General features: G+C 73.0%; 11 protein-coding genes. 7 read left to right on the top strand and 4 right to left on the bottom strand.

The window, feature by feature from the left end; all coding sequences use genetic code 11:
- The first annotated feature begins 209 nt into the window (after positions 1-209).
- Positions 210-953, top strand: a complete 744-nt coding sequence (locus ACQP0N_RS16125) for an Asp23/Gls24 family envelope stress response protein (protein ID WP_433121212.1) — start codon at positions 210-212, stop codon at positions 951-953.
- Positions 950-1510 (top strand): hypothetical protein, encoded by a 561-nt coding sequence (locus ACQP0N_RS16120; protein WP_433121210.1) that lies wholly within the window; start codon positions 950-952, stop codon positions 1508-1510. The genes ACQP0N_RS16125 and ACQP0N_RS16120 overlap by 4 nt, the downstream gene beginning before the upstream one ends.
- A gap of 18 nt (positions 1511-1528) precedes the next feature.
- Here the strand turns inward: ACQP0N_RS16120 and ACQP0N_RS16115 are convergent, their stop codons facing one another.
- Complete coding sequence (locus ACQP0N_RS16115) at positions 1529-2482, bottom strand: TerC/Alx family metal homeostasis membrane protein (protein WP_433121208.1); 954 nt, start codon at positions 2480-2482, stop codon at positions 1529-1531.
- Positions 2483-2718: 236 nt separating this feature from the next.
- On the opposite strand from ACQP0N_RS16115, the gene ACQP0N_RS16110 reads away from it, so the two are divergent.
- Together ACQP0N_RS16110 and ACQP0N_RS16105 are read left to right on the top strand one after the other, a co-directional pair.
- On the top strand, positions 2719-3276 hold the full coding sequence (locus tag ACQP0N_RS16110) for a hypothetical protein (protein ID WP_433121206.1): 558 nt from the start codon (positions 2719-2721) through the stop codon (positions 3274-3276).
- Between the two features lie 185 nt (positions 3277-3461).
- Positions 3462-3854 (top strand): FKBP-type peptidyl-prolyl cis-trans isomerase, encoded by a 393-nt coding sequence (locus ACQP0N_RS16105; protein WP_357118979.1) that lies wholly within the window; start codon positions 3462-3464, stop codon positions 3852-3854.
- Positions 3855-4032: 178 nt separating this feature from the next.
- Here the strand turns inward: ACQP0N_RS16105 and ACQP0N_RS16100 are convergent, their stop codons facing one another.
- Entirely contained in the window at positions 4033-4455 is a 423-nt protein-coding gene (locus ACQP0N_RS16100) for an STAS domain-containing protein (RefSeq protein ID WP_433121204.1), read from the bottom strand.
- A gap of 189 nt (positions 4456-4644) precedes the next feature.
- On the opposite strand from ACQP0N_RS16100, the gene ACQP0N_RS16095 reads away from it, so the two are divergent.
- Complete coding sequence (locus tag ACQP0N_RS16095; protein ID WP_433121202.1) at positions 4645-5661, top strand: SMP-30/gluconolactonase/LRE family protein; 1017 nt, start codon at positions 4645-4647, stop codon at positions 5659-5661.
- A gap of 120 nt (positions 5662-5781) precedes the next feature.
- Here the strand turns inward: ACQP0N_RS16095 and ACQP0N_RS16090 are convergent, their stop codons facing one another.
- Complete coding sequence (locus tag ACQP0N_RS16090; protein ID WP_433121200.1) at positions 5782-7050, bottom strand: Ig-like domain-containing protein; 1269 nt, start codon at positions 7048-7050, stop codon at positions 5782-5784.
- Between the two features lie 1565 nt (positions 7051-8615).
- On the opposite strand from ACQP0N_RS16090, the gene ACQP0N_RS16085 reads away from it, so the two are divergent.
- Entirely contained in the window at positions 8616-9590 is a 975-nt protein-coding gene (locus ACQP0N_RS16085) for a sugar phosphate isomerase/epimerase family protein (protein WP_357170445.1), read from the top strand.
- A 20-nt stretch (positions 9591-9610) separates the two neighbouring features.
- A complete protein-coding gene (locus tag ACQP0N_RS16080; protein ID WP_433121198.1) occupies positions 9611-11710 on the top strand; it encodes a PQQ-dependent sugar dehydrogenase in 2100 nt (699 codons plus the stop codon).
- Between the two features lie 91 nt (positions 11711-11801).
- Here ACQP0N_RS16080 and ACQP0N_RS16075 read toward each other — a convergent pair whose 3' ends face one another.
- The gene (locus tag ACQP0N_RS16075; protein ID WP_433121652.1) at positions 11802-13481 is read right to left on the bottom strand and encodes a right-handed parallel beta-helix repeat-containing protein; all 1680 of its coding nucleotides are present in this window, start codon (positions 13479-13481) and stop codon (positions 11802-11804) included.
- Positions 13482-13507: the final 26 nt, after the last annotated feature.

The following is a 13507-nucleotide window of genomic DNA, read 5'->3' as shown; positions in this document are numbered from 1 at the left end:
CGCCGTCGACCGAGCACGGATCGGGCGGAACGACACCACCGGCTTCCCGGGCGGCCCCCTACACCCGTGCCACGCCGGCCGACGGCCCGCCGCCGGGCGTCGAACCACCGCGCCGCGACACCGGCGCGGCAGCGCAGATCGGTCGGAGCGCCGTCGCCGCCGCCGGCCGGGTGCCGGGCATCCGCGACGTCCGCCCGGTCACCGTCCGCGTGGACGACCGGACCGTGGGCCTCGACCTCGACCTCATCACCGAGTACGGACACAGCGTGCCCGCCGTCGCCGACGCGGTCCGGCGCGCGGTCGCCGACCGGGTGTACGCCGACACCGGCCACACCGTCGTCGCGGTGACGATCACGGTGCGGGATCTCGTGGTGCCCGGCTCGGACGAGGCCGCTTCCCGCCCCCCGACCACGCGGGGAGAGCTGACCATGGCGACCGTCAACCGGGTGGCCTCATTCCTGCTCGGTGTGGCCCTGCTGGCCGGGGGCGCCCTGCTGGCCGCGCAGGCGCTGCTGGTGACGCTCGACGTCCCGACGCCACCGCTCGTCCGCCCCGGCTGGTACGAGGCGCTGACCAGCACCCACTGGGCCGATCCGGGCGTCCGGGCGGCGGCCGGCGCTGCCGTCCTGCTGGGCCTCGTCGTTCTGGCCGCTCAACTGCGCCGGTGGACGCCGGTTCGGCTGCGGGTCGACGAACGCGACGGCTGGCACCTGCGCCGACGGTGTGTGGAACGTCGACTGACCGAGGCGGTGGACACCGTCCCGGGCGTACGCCGGACGAGAGCGCGCGTCCGCCGCCACAGCGACCGGTGGCGACCCCGGCTGCACGCCACCGGCGACCCCGCGGCCCGCGCCGAGGTCGAGTTCGCCGTGCGCCAGGAGCTGCGCCGGCTCGCCCGGCCACACGTCGACCGTGTCGAGATCCGACTGCTGCCCTCCCGGCGACCGGCATGACCGACGCCGCACACCGCCTGCTGTGGACGATCGTCGCGCTGCTGCTGGTGGCCGGTGGGGCGACCGCGCTGGCGATCGGCGCCGGCGCGCTGTCGGGCGGCGGCCCCGACCCGGTCCTGCTCGGCGGCGGCCTGGTCGACGCGTGGCGGCTGGCGACGCCCTGGAGCACCCTGGCCGCCGCGGTGGCCGGGCTGCTGACCGCCGTCGCCGGCCAGCGCCTGCTGCACCGGACGGTACGCCGACCCGACCGACCCCTGCGGGGCATGCTGAGCCACGCCGGGAACCGTCCCGGTCGCACCCGGCTGGCCACCGAGGTGCTCGTCCGCGCCCTGGAACGCGACCTGGTCCGGGCGGCCGGGGTGCGCGGGGCCCGGGTCGTGCTCACCGGCGCGCCACCGCGACCCGACGTGTGGGTCCAGGTGGACCTGACCAGCGACGCCCCCGCCGCGCGGGTCCGCGAGCACGTCCATGCCGCCGTCCACCGGTTCGCCACGACGGCCGGCTGCGCACCCGCACACCTCGACGTGACGGCCCGGGTCGAGCCGGACCGGCCGTGAGCCGAGCGTCCGTGCGGGTCAGCGCGCGGCCCGACGGCCCGCCACGACGCTCGACGAGATGGAGACCGCCAGGGTCAGCAGCACCACGGCGAGCGTCAGCCAGACCGGCAGCTTGCCCACCGGCGTCTCGGCGAGGATCAGCTTCACCCCCGCGAACGCCAGCAGCAGCGCCAGCCCGTACCGCAGGTGACCGAAGTGCCGCAGCAGGCCCGCGAGGCAGAAGTAGAGGCTGCGCAGCCCGAGGACGGCGAACGCGACGGCCGTCCACACGAGGAACGTGTTGGTGGTGATGGCGAGGATCGCCGCCACCGAGTCGACGGCGAACACCACGTCGGTGGCCTCGATCGCGACCAGCGCCACGAACAGCAACGTCGCCACCCGACGCCCGCCGACCCGGGCGGTGAAGCGGTCACCGTGGTAGCTGGCGTCGGTCGGCACGACCCGACGGAACAGCCGGACGGCGAGGACGCGGTCCGGGTCGACGTCCGGTTCCCCCCGTACGGCCAGCCGCCAGCCGGTCCAGATCAGGAACGCGCCGAGCACGAACCCGGCCCAGGCGAGCCGGGCCAGCAGCTCGGCCCCGGCGAGGACGAACACCAGGCGAAAGGCGAGCGCGCCGACGACACCCCAGAACAGCACCTTGTGCTGGTAGCCCGCCGGCACCCGGAAATAGCCGAAGAGCAGGGCGAAGACGAAGACGTTGTCCACCGAGAGCGCCTTTTCCAGCAGATAGCCGGAGAAGTACGCGACGGCCGGGTCGCCGCCGAGCGCCCACCAGACGACCAACCCGAATGCAAGACCCGCGCCGATCCAGACGGCGCTCCAGAGCAACGCCTCGCGCAGCTCGATGACGTGGTTGTCCCGGTGCGCCACCACGTCGATCGCCAGCAGCACGGCGAGCAGACCGCCGACCGCCGCCCAGGCCCACAGCGGCACCGTGACCGTCGCCTCTGCCACCGGTGCCCTCCGCATCGACCACGGCGCACCGCCCGCTGCCCCCGCCGGCCGGCGCTCCCGAGCCTATGCGAGCGGCTCACCCGCCGTCGGCGCTCCGGCGAAGTCGACACCCCACGCGGTGCCACCAGGCCCAGCCGTCAGGGGTCCAAGGTCCCGGGCCGGTGCGGTCCGGTCGGCCCTGCCGCCCCCCGGGGCCGAGGGCGTCCACTGGAGGTGCCACCGGGAAGCGCGGTGCGAGGCTGAGAAGGGACGTGGACACCATGACCGCGACGATCGAGCGGACCACCGCCGAGACCACCGCTCCGGCGGCCGGCACCACCCGGGAGAGGGCCGCCCGGTACGTCCTGGCGGGCACCCGGCTGGCGCTCGGCTGGATCTTCCTCTGGGCTTTCCTCGACAAGCTGTTCGGCCTCGGCCACGAGACCGAATCGAAGAACGCCTGGATCAACGGGGGCAGCCCCACCAAGGGCTTCCTCACCTTCGGGGTCGCCGGCCCGTTCAAGGACATCTACACGAACATCGCCGGCGCCGCCTGGGCGGACTGGCTGTTCATGGCCGGCCTCGCCGGGATCGGCATCGCGCTGCTGCTCGGCGTCGGCATGCGGGTCGCGGCCGTCACCGGCGGGCTGCTGCTGGTCCTCATGTGGACCGCCGTCCTGCCCCCGGAGAACAACCTCTTCATGGACGACCACCTGATCTACGCCGCGGTGCTCGCCGTCCTGGCCCTGCTCAACGCCGGCGACACCTGGGGCCTCGGAAAGGTGTGGGCGAAGCTGCCGATCGTCCGGCAGGCGCCCTGGCTCCGGTGAGCCCCTCCGACGCGGGCGTCACCCCCCCGGGGGTGACGCCCGCGAACGTGCGCGTGCGGCCGTGGGCCCGTAGCGGTGTCGATCATCCGCGGTCGGTTCACGGGTGTGGCGTACATCGGCCGTCGGCGATCCGGCAGGATCGACGGTGACCGGACACAACACCGCAACACGGCAGGAGATCCCGCATGAACCAGGCAGCAGGCGCCCGATCGGGCAAGCCCGAGGTGGGCCCGATCGAGGGTGCGCCGCCGGCCGACCTCGTGATCGAGGACATCACCGTCGGCGACGGCCCGCAGGCCGAGCCCGGCCAGTTGGTGAGCGTCCACTACGTCGGCGTGTCGCACTCCACGGGCGGCGAGTTCGACTCGTCGTGGAACCGGGGCGAGGCGTTCGAGTTCCCGCTCGGCGGCGGTCAGGTCATCGCCGGCTGGGACCAGGGCGTGGCCGGCATGCGCGTCGGCGGCCGGCGGCGTCTCACCATCCCGCCGCACCTGGGGTACGGCGACCGCGGTGCCGCTGGCGTCATCAAGCCGGGCGAGACGCTGATCTTCATCGTCGACCTGCTCGGCGTGCGCTGACCGACACGGCGTGGGGGTCGTCCGGCTCGACGCCGGGCGGCCCCTTCGTACGTCAGGCACAGCGGCAGAAGGTCGGCGTCGCTCCGCAGCACCTCAGCGTCCCCGGCCGTCGGTCGCGGCATGTCCAGTCAGGCGGCGCCGCACCTCGACACCTCAGCGGCCCTCGGCCACCTGAGAGTCAGGCCGCCAGCACCAGGTCACCGGGCGCGGCCGGTGGACGGCGGACGGGCACGACCAGGTCGGCCGGCGTCCCACGACGGGCGGCCTCGACCACCCGGGCGGGCTCGAGGATCGGCACCACCCGGTGCAGGCCGGTAGCGCGCAACACGCGGGCCACCATCGGCGTCGGATCGACCACGACCAGCTCGCCGCCCCGCGCCCGGACACGCAGATGCGCGGCCAGCAGGGCTCGCACCCCGGCGGCGGAGAGCAACCGGAGCCCGGACAGATCGAGCTGGACGACCGGACGCGCCGGCGCGGACCACAGCGCGGACCGGAACGCGGCCACGGTGGCGATGTCGACCTCACCGGTCACCCGCACCTGGACCACCTGGTCACCCACGCTGACCTGCACGTCGATCCGGTCGCTGCGCTCTTCCATGCCCTGAAATCTAGCCCCCACCACCGACAGTTTCGCCCGTCCGGGGAGTGATTCCGGGTACGTCCAGGGTCATCCCCCAGGCTTCCCCTCATCCGCCCGAGGATGGAGGTCAGGGCCTCGGGGTCGGCCGAACGGCCAGGTGGCGCGCCGGATCCGGTACGACCCACATCGGCGTTGGAGAATGAGCCGATGGTGATCCCCCGACCCCGGCCGCCACGGTTGATCCGGCCCGTCCGCGAACCGGCCACCGTCCCGCCTCCGCTTCGCGGCGTGTGGGCGGCCACCGATCGCCGCCTCGACCAGGTCGACCTCCTGCCCCTTCCCGAGGGGGCCGTCGGGCCCGAGGACGTGCTCGTCGACCCGGCCGGTCGGGTCGTGAGCGGCGACGAGGACGGCAACCTCTGGTGGTGGCCGGTCGACGCGCCCGCCGGCACCCGGGGACGGCTCCTGGCCGAGACCGGCGGCCGACCGCTCGGGATCGAGCTGGACCCGTCCGGGGAGGCTCTGGTCGTCTGCGACGCGTACCGGGGGTTGCTGCGGGTCACGCCGGACGGAACGGTCCGCGAGCTGACCGGGACGGCGCCGCCCGTGCACCTGGCCAACAACGCGACGGTGGCCCGCGACGGCACCGTCTACTTCACCGACTCGTCGGACCGCTTCCCGGTCTCGCACTGGAAACGGGACCTGCTGGAGCACCGCCCCAACGGCCGGGTGCTGGCCCACCACCCGGGCAGTGGGCGTACCGAGGTCGTGGCCGACGGGCTGTACTTCCCCAACGGCATCGCCCTGACGCCCGACGAATCGGCGCTGATGCTGGTGGAGACGACCACCCACCGGCTGCTCCGCGTCGAGCTGGGCGGCGGGGTGCGGGTGCTCGCCGACCTGCCCGCGTACCCGGACAATCTCTGCGCCGTGGGCGACGGGACGTACTGGATCGCCCTGCCCAGCCCCCGCGTGCCCATCGCCGAACGGCTGCTGCCGCACCCCCGGCTGCGCCAGCTCGCCGCGCTGCTGCCCGACGCCATGCAGCCGCAGCCACGCCGCTACGGGCTGGTCGCGCTCGTCGACGGCGAGGGCACGGTCCGTCGTACGCTGCACGGCCCGGCCGGGCACTACTCGATGATCACCGGGGTACGACAGCACGGCGACCACCTGTGGTTGGGCAGCCTGACCGGATCCGGCGTGGCCCGCGTACCCCTGGGGTGAAGAGCCTGGCCCGCGCCCCACGCCGCCGGGCGGCGGCCGGCCCCGACGGCGGGAGTCCCGCCCCCGCGAGGGCGAACGGGCCGGCCCACCGCGTGGGTGGACCGGCCCGGAGGGCGTGTGTCAGCGGCCGCTCACCGAGGGCGCCGGGGCCGGCGACCCACCGGCGACCGCGCCCGGGTGCGCCGGGGCGGCCGGCGCGGGCTTGAGCCCCGGAGGTACCGGTAGCGCGCTGCCCTTGACGAACTCGTCCCAGCTCACGTTCCACGCCGTCCAGCCGTTGCCGGGCTGCAACTCGACCTCGGTGCCCTTGACGGTGACCAGGTCGCCGACCTGGGTCACGCCCATCAGCCAGTCCGCGGCCGTGGCCGACACGTTCGCGCAGCCGTGCGAGGTGTTGGTGTAGCCCTGCTCGCCCTCCGACCAGGGGGCCGAGTGGATGAACTCGCCGCCCCAGGTGAGCCGCTGGGCGTCGTCGACGTCGACCACGTAGCCGCCGTTCGGCTCACCCCGGGTGTCGAAGGTGGTCCGCTCGTGCTTCTCCATGATCACCATCTTGCCGCTGGAACTCGGCGTGCTCGGCTTGCCCAGGCTGACCGGGATCCGGCGGACCAGCTTGCCGTCGCGCAGCACCGACATCTGCTTCGTGGCGTTGTCGATCTCCAGGGAGACCTGCTTGCCGATCTTCGACGTCGCGGTCCGCTCGGCGTCCCCCATCAACTTCTTGCCGATCGGCAGGCCCTGGAGGCCGGCCCGGACGCTGATCGTCGTCCCCGGTTGCCAGAAATCGGGTGCCCGGTAATAGACCTGACTCCCGTCGTCCAGCCACGACCAGGTGCCCGGCTGCGGCGGATTCGTCTTCACGAACAACCGGCGCTGCACATCCGCCCTGGCCTCTTTCGGAATTGCCGGGTCGAACGCCACCGTTACCGGCATGGCAGTACCGTACGTCCGGTTGCCGACGAAATAGAGCGTGCTGGTCACCTGCGGCTTCGTGGACGTGGCCATCGTGGTGAACGTGGTGGTCCGCGTGGTCGTCGCGCCCGAGTCGCCGGTGGCCGTCACCTCCGCGGTGTACGTGCGCCGGGGCTGCAGCGGCTTGCTCGGCACCCAACCCGAGCCGTCCTCACGTGGCTCCGCCTTGACCTGCGTGCCCTTGTCGTCGGTGAGTCGGACGGCGGTGACCCGTCCGCCCTTGACCACCGTGCCGACCTCGGCGCTGACCGGGATCTCGCGGGTCTTGTCGCCCGGCGTGACGGTGAGTTCCGGCGGCGCGGCGCGCCGCTTGGCCGGCCCGGCCGCCGGATCCCCACCGATCGTGCACCCGCCCAACATGAGCGGTGCGGCCGCGACAGTTACCGCCAACAGCGTCAATCGCCGCCTAGACGTCATGTTCAGTCCCCCCGTTTTCGGCTTCCCTCGCTCATATTCTGGCCGCCTCGACAGGAGCATTCAGGGCATTCGGAGATAATCGCGAGCGCATTTATCGACGCATTTTCCGCCGCTGAGCCGCTTGCCGAGAAAGCGCACCTCTGCCGGTTGTGGGTAGTCTCCGGCCGTCCGCACGCCCGCCGACCCGCAACGTCCCGTCCGACCACGCCGCCGCCACTCCCGCACCTTGCGCCCTAGGTGCACGACTGACGCAGCAAGCACAGGACCGGCCGGGCCGGGCTGGGCTGGGCTGGCCCGGGCAGGGCTGGGCTGGCCCGGGCAGGGCTGGGCCGGGCCTGGCCGGGCTGGGCTGGGCTGGGCCGGGCCGGGCCGGGCCTGGCCGGGCCGGGCCGGGCTGGGCTGGGCTGGGCTGGGCAGGGCAGGGCAGGGCAGGGCAGGGCCGGGCAGGGCAGGGCAGGGCCGGGCAGGGCCGGGCAGGGCCGGGCAGGGCCGGGCCGGGCAGGGCCGGGCAGGGCCGGGCAGGGCCGGGCAGGGCCGGGCAGGGCCGGGCCGGGCAGGGCCGGGCAGGGCCGGGCAGGGCCGGGCAGGGCCGGGCAGGGCCGGGCAGGGCCGGGCTGGGCAAGATCCGCGCAGTTTCCCCGATGTTGCTGGCTCCGGTGCGCGGGAGGCAGCAAGATCCCCGATGTTGCGTGGATCTTGGCACGCCCTCGACCCCACGAGCAGCGATCGACCCTGCGCGAGGGACGAGGGTCCGGCTCATAGGTCTCAAGATCACGCTCGAACCAGGAAGTAGTGGCTTCGAGACATCAACGAGGCCCCTACATCCTGGATCGAGCGCGATCACGGCGCACGCGGCAGGCGCGGGGCGCACGCGGCAGGCGCGGGGCGCACGCGGCAGGCGCGGGGCGCACGCGGCAGGCGCGGGGCGCACGCGGCAGGCGCGGGGCGCACGCGGCAGGCGCGGGGCGCACGCGGCAGGCGCGGGGCGCACGCGGCAGGCGCGGGGCGCACGCGGCAGGCGCGGGGCGCACGCGGCAGGCGCGGGGCGCACGCGGCAGGCGCGGGGCGCACGCGGCAGGCGCGGGGCGCGCGGCGGCGGGCCGGGCGTGACAAAAGGCAAGGCCCCGCGCCTCCCGCCCGCCCCCTCTGCGCCGATCTTGCACTTTCGGTTGCCGTTAGGACCCGGTATGCCCGGCATGTCGGCGCAGAAAGTGCAAGATCGGCGCGGGTGGAGGCGGGCGGGGATCCTGGGGTCCCGCACCTGGTGGGCGGACTTTTGTCAGGTGGAGCGAAACTTCTGCTGATCGCGAGGGAGCTTTGCCTTTGTCCATAGTCAAGGGTAGGGTCGCTTTTCAGATAGAGGGTTGCCCATTCGTCGATCAGCCTGCCTGCCGCCCCTGCCGGGGTCGGCCGCGGTCCGCCCACAGGGTCCCCGACCGCGGAACAACGCGTCGTCCACACCGTCCACGCCGGAGCACATCTCCGGCCGGTTCGGCGCGTCCCGGTACGGGCAGCCGGTTGACCGCTGCCGACGGCACGCCATCCGTCAGGAAGGAACCACCACCATGGATCACCAGGCCAACCGCTCGGAGTCGACCGGGGCGTCCGAGTCGGTCAGTCGGCGAGGATTGCTCCGCGCCGCGACCGTCTCCGCCGCCGCTGTCGGCGCCGCCGGGCTTTTCGCCGGCCCGGCCAACGCGGCGCCTGCCGGTGACACCGCCGCCGCGGGTCAGTCCCACGGCCGGCGTCGGGTGCCGGTGGACCGCATCAGCATCCAGCTCTACACCCTGCGCGACCAGCTCGCCGCCGACCTGCCGGGCACCCTCGCCGCCCTGCGTCGCATCGGCTACCGGCGGGTGGAGCACGCCGGCTTCGTCGGGCGTACGGCCGCGGAGTTCCGCGCCGCGCTCGACGCCGCCGGGTTGCGGGCCACCTCCGGGCACACCGGTATCCCCCAGCCGTTCGACGCCGCCACCTGGGAACGCGCCCTCGCCGACGCGAACACGCTGGGCTCCAAGAAGATCGTGCACCCGTACTTCGGTCGGGACGCCGAGGGCCGCCCGTACCGGGACCCGGCCATCTACCGCGCCCTGGCCCGGGACCTCAACCAGGCCGGCCGGCTCGCCGAGCGTGCGGGCCTCGACTTCGGCTACCACAACCACCAACTGGAGTTCGTGCCGCTGACCGACGGGTCGACCGGCTTCGAGATCCTCACCGGGCAGACCGATCCCCGGCTGGTCCACTTCGAGCTGGACCTCTACTGGACCTGGCGGGGAGCACACGACCCGGTCGACGTGATCCGGGAGAACCGCGGGCGGATCCGTCAGGTGCACGTCAAGGACCTGGACGTCGAGGGTGGCTTCGCCGATCTCGGCAACGGCGTCATCGACTTCGGTCGCATCTTCGCCCACGAGCGCGAGGCGGGCATCGAGGAGTACATCGTGGAGCGCGACGACGCGGGCACCTCGCCGCGGGTGCCGGCCGACGCCCTCGAGACCGCCCGGGTCGGCTTCGACTATCTCGCCTCGCTCCGGTACTGAGCACCGTGAAGGGCTATTTGATGAACAAAACCGCATTCGCGTCCGCCCTGCTCCTGGTGACGGCCGGCCTGGTCGCGCCGACGACGGCGGCGACCGCCGCGCCGGCTCCGCCACCGGACAGCAGCTTCCAGAAGGTGACGCTCAACGACTTCCCGGGCGAGCCGATGAGCCTCGCCGTCCTGCCCGACCTGCGGGTGCTGCACACCTCCCGGACCGGCGAGGTACGCATCCACGACCCGCGCACCGGGCTCAACACCCTCGCCGCCGACATCGACGTGTACCAGCACGACGAGGAGGGGTTGCAGGGCATCGCGATCGACCCGAACTTCGCCCAGAACAAATGGGTGTACCTGTACTACTCGCCGCCGATGGACACTCCGGTGGACGACCCGGCCACCCCGGGTGTCAACGAGGGAGACGCGCCGGAGACCGGCACCGAGGCCGACTGGCAGCGGTTCAAGGGCGCGCTGCGGCTGTCCCGGTTCAAGCTGGAGGGGATGAAACTCAACCTCGCCAGCGAGCAGCAGATCATCGACGTGCCGACCGACCGGGGCATCTGCTGCCACGTGGGCGGTCAGGTCGACTTCGACAGCAAGGGCAACCTGTACCTGTCGACGGGTGACGACACCAACCCGTTCGCCTCCGACGGCTACGTCCCGATCGACGAGCGGGCCGACCGGAACCCGGCGTACGACGCCCAGCGCACCGCGGCCAACACCAACGACCTGCGCGGCAAGCTCCTGCGCATCAAGGTGAAGGCCGGTGGTGGGTACACGGTGCCGGCGGGCAACCTGTTCAAGCCGGGCACCGCGCAGACCCGACCGGAGATCTACGCGATGGGGCTGCGCAACGCGTTCCGGTTCGTCGTCGACCGGCGCACCGACAACGTGTACGTGGGCGACTACTCCCCCGACGCCTCCACGGCGAACCCGCAGCGCGGGCCGGCCGGACACGGCCGGTGGATGGTGGTCGACAAGCCGGCGAACTACGGCTGGCCGTACTGCGTGACGCCGACCATCGCCTACCGCGACTACGACTTCGCCACCGGCGAGTCCGGTCCGAAGTTCAACTGCGCGCGCCCGGTCAACGACTCACCGCACAACACCGGCAAGCGGGTGCTGCCGCCGGTCGAGGCCCCGCAGGTCTGGTATTCGGCGGCCGCCTCGGCCGAGTTCCCGCAGCTCGGCACGGGTGGCATCGCCCCGATGGGCGGCCCGGCGTACGAGTACGACGGGACCAGCACGTCGCGTACCCGGTGGCCGGCGTACTACGACGGGGTGCCGCTGTTCTACGAGTGGACCCGGGACTACATCAAGGAGTTCCGCCTCGACGCCGACGGCGACGTCACGGACATCCGGCCGGTGGCGCCGTCGATCGTGGTGGACAACCCGATGGACATGGAGTTCGGTCCGGACGGCGCGCTCTACGTTCTGGAGTACGGCGACGGGTACTTCGCCGAGAACCCGGACGCGCAGTTGTCGCGGATCGACTTCGTCCGGGGCAACCGGACGCCGATCCCGAAGATCAGCGGTACGCCGACCGTCGGGCAGGCCCCGCTGACCGTGGCGTTCTCCAGCGCCGGCACCACCGACCCGGACGGCGACAAGCTGAGCTACGCGTGGGACTTCGACGCGGACGGCTCGGTGGACAGCACCAACCCCAATCCGACGTGGACGTTCCAGGAGAACGGCTCGTACACACCGACGCTCAAGGTGACGGACCGCACCGGACGCTCGGCCTCGGCGACCCTGCCGTTGGTGGTCGGGCCGACCGCGCCGGTCATCGAGTTCGTCGCCCCGGTGGCCGGGCAGCCCTTCCAGTTCGGGCAGACGGTCGCGTACGAGGTCAAGGTCACCGACGACCTGCCGGTGGACTGCTCGCGGGTGAAGGTCACCTACGTGCTCGGCCACGATGAGCACGGGCACCCGCTCTCCACCGCGACCGGATGCTCCGGCACCATCCCCACCTTCCTCGACGGTGGGCACAGCGGCGCGGACAACCTGACCGCGGTGTTCGTCGCGGAGTACACCGACGCGCCGACGGAGCCCGGCGTGCCGCCGCAGACGGCCTCGGCGACGGTCGTGCTCGATCCGACACCGGTGGCCGGCCTGGCCGGCTGACGGGCCGCGACACCAGCACGAACCCGCACCGACGGTGGCGGCGACCGGAGAGCCTTCCGGTCGCCGCCGCCGCGCGTTCCGGCCCGGCCGGTCAGCTCCAGTCGTTGTCGACGTGGTTGTCGCGCCAGCGTCCGCCCACCGGCGGGGTGTCCAGGCACATCCCGTCGTCGGCGTTGCCGGCCAGGTCGTTGTCCTCGACCCGGCAGTCCACGCAGCTTCCCCGCCCGGTGATCCACAGGCCGTGGGTCTGGGTCCGGTCCTCGTGGTTGTCCCAGATCCGGTTGCCGCGGACGGTGGCCGAGTCGAACGCCGCGTCGATGGTGATGCCGGCCCGTCGCTCGGGTGGGGCGGACAGCTCGTACCGGCACCCCGGAGGCGGGATGTCCCCGCTCCACGCGCTGATGCCGTCGGGACGTACCGGGGCGAGGGTGAGTTCGTCGCCGGTGTTCGCGGCGACCATGGCCACGGCCCGCCCCACCCGCAGGACCTTGCCGCGGTGACCGTCGTGCGGCCAGTTCGCGGACCGGTCCACCACGGACCGTTCGGCGTAGCGGACGGTCTCGCCGCTACCGCTGGCGGCCTGCGCGTACTGTCGGCCGTTGTTGCGGATCCGGTTGTTGAGCAGCACCGCGTCGGTCATCTGGTGGTCGATCCGGATGGCGTCCAGCCCGTTGCCCCAGAAGTCGTTGCTCTCGATCACCACGTCCCGCATCGGGCCCTGGTAGCCCCGCCCGAGGTCGTGCGCGTGGTAGCCGTGCTGACCGTTGCCGCTGATCCGGTTGCCCCGGATGGTGTACGGGCCCGGGGTGTTGCCGACGCTGACCCCGTCGCGGATGTTGCCGTCGATGACGCAGTCGGCGACCAGCCCGCCGCGCCCGGCCACCGCGGCGGTGCCCTGGGCGGAGATGTCGAAGCCGGCCTCCAGGTTGCCGGCCATCGTGCAGGCGGAGACGATGAGACCGTCGGCGCCCCAGTCGGAGATGCCGAACCGGTTGCCCTGGCTGTGGCAGCCGATGATGCGGTAGCCGCGCGGCGGCGTCCAGTAGTCCTTCTGCAGTTCGAGGAAGATGCCGTTGGTGCCGTTGGCGAGGGTGGTGCAGTTGGCGATGGTGAGGCGCTCCATCGGACCCCACCCGCCGATGCCCACGCCGATCCCGGCGCCGCCGATCTGCTCGCCGTTGTCCAGCCGGCCGCAGCCGACCACGACCACGCCGTCGATCAGCGAGTCCTGGAGGAAGTCGCAGCCCAGCCCGGTGGCGGCGGTGTGGTGGATGTAGAGGTTGCGGAACACGCCGCGCACCACGTACTGCAGGCCCAGCCCCTTGGCGAGGTAGTTGTACTCGGCCATCGCGACGCCGGAGCCGTCGATCTGGAAGTCGGCGAAGGTGCAGTCGGCGATGTGGCGGTCCCGGTCGGCGCCGTGCTGCACGGTGGTCCAGAAGGCCAGTGGGGTCGGGTCGGCGCGGTTGCCCTCGTTGCTGAGCATGAACCGGGTCGCCGCCGGGCCGGCGCCGACCAGCGAGACGCCGCTGCGCCACACCGTTCCGGCGTCGCGGATCGAGTAGATGCCGGGCGGGCAGTAGATGACGCGGGCCCGGCCGTCCGAGGCGTACCCCGCACCGAGACGGTCCACGAGGGCGGCCAGCGCCGGCTGGTCGTTGGTCGCGCCGTCACCGGTCAGGCCGTACTCCCGGGCGTCGCAGTAGAGCGGCGCGCCGGCCGCCGCGGGCCGCCGCACGCGGATCGAGTTGAGTAGCAGCTCGTTCGCCACGGCCACCTGTCGGCTCCCTTCGACGC

The organism is Micromonospora sp. CA-246542 (assembly GCF_050942905.1).
Taxonomy (GTDB): domain Bacteria; phylum Actinomycetota; class Actinomycetes; order Mycobacteriales; family Micromonosporaceae; genus Micromonospora.
Note: the sequence above shows the minus strand (reverse complement) of the source record. Positions and strands in the feature narration are given on the sequence as shown.

Excerpts from the sequence above, each read along its gene's own strand:
- ACQP0N_RS16120 (WP_433121210.1), top strand. The coding sequence starts at position 950 with ATGACCGACGCCGCACACCGCCTGCTGTGGACGATCGTCGCGCTGCTG.
- ACQP0N_RS16115 (WP_433121208.1), bottom strand. The coding sequence starts at position 2,482 with ATGCGGAGGGCACCGGTGGCAGAGGCGACGGTCACGGTGCCGCTGTGG.
- ACQP0N_RS16105 (WP_357118979.1), top strand. The coding sequence starts at position 3,462 with ATGAACCAGGCAGCAGGCGCCCGATCGGGCAAGCCCGAGGTGGGCCCG.
- ACQP0N_RS16100 (WP_433121204.1), bottom strand. The coding sequence starts at position 4,455 with ATGGAAGAGCGCAGCGACCGGATCGACGTGCAGGTCAGCGTGGGTGAC.
- ACQP0N_RS16095 (WP_433121202.1), top strand. The coding sequence starts at position 4,645 with ATGGTGATCCCCCGACCCCGGCCGCCACGGTTGATCCGGCCCGTCCGC.
- ACQP0N_RS16090 (WP_433121200.1), bottom strand. The coding sequence starts at position 7,050 with ATGACGTCTAGGCGGCGATTGACGCTGTTGGCGGTAACTGTCGCGGCC.
- ACQP0N_RS16085 (WP_357170445.1), top strand. The coding sequence starts at position 8,616 with ATGGATCACCAGGCCAACCGCTCGGAGTCGACCGGGGCGTCCGAGTCG.
- ACQP0N_RS16080 (WP_433121198.1), top strand. The coding sequence starts at position 9,611 with ATGAACAAAACCGCATTCGCGTCCGCCCTGCTCCTGGTGACGGCCGGC.